Source organism: Campylobacter sp. LMG 7929, from assembly GCF_024723595.1.
Taxonomy (GTDB): Bacteria; Campylobacterota; Campylobacteria; order Campylobacterales; family Campylobacteraceae; genus Campylobacter_D.
This window is the reverse complement of record NZ_JANQCY010000047.1, coordinates 1-352: the sequence shown is the minus strand read 5'-3', so window position 1 is coordinate 352 and position 352 is coordinate 1. Positions and strand designations below refer to the sequence as shown.

Here is a 352-nt window from a genome sequence, read left to right as displayed (position 1 = left end):
AAAAAACATATTGTTGTTTTAATTCAAAATTAGCAAGAATATTTAATGAACAAGGACGCCCACAAATTAAAAGAGGTTGGGGTTCTCCAAAAAGTCCTGATTGTAGAGGATTTACTCCAGAAGAATTTCAAAAGTTAGATTTTAGTGAAATAGATTTAAGTGAATTTATTGCTGATATTGTTGGAAGTATTGATGTAGATAAAATACAAGCTGATTCTATAAAAATACAAGAAAAGATTGAAAGCAATCTTGAGAATTTAACAAGAAAGCCTACTAATTAAAAAGAAAATAAAATTATAGAAAGGAGATGAAGTTTAGTTAAAAGTTTGTTTGGTGAAGCCAAAGGGATTAT

General features: G+C 27.6%; 1 protein-coding gene. It reads left to right on the top strand.

From position 1 onward, the window contains the following. A partial coding sequence (gene traN, locus CAMP5118_RS08000; RefSeq protein WP_337217030.1) for a conjugal transfer protein TraN occupies positions 1-281 on the top strand: 281 nt, incomplete at its 5' end. Positions 282-352 lie beyond the last annotated feature (71 nt).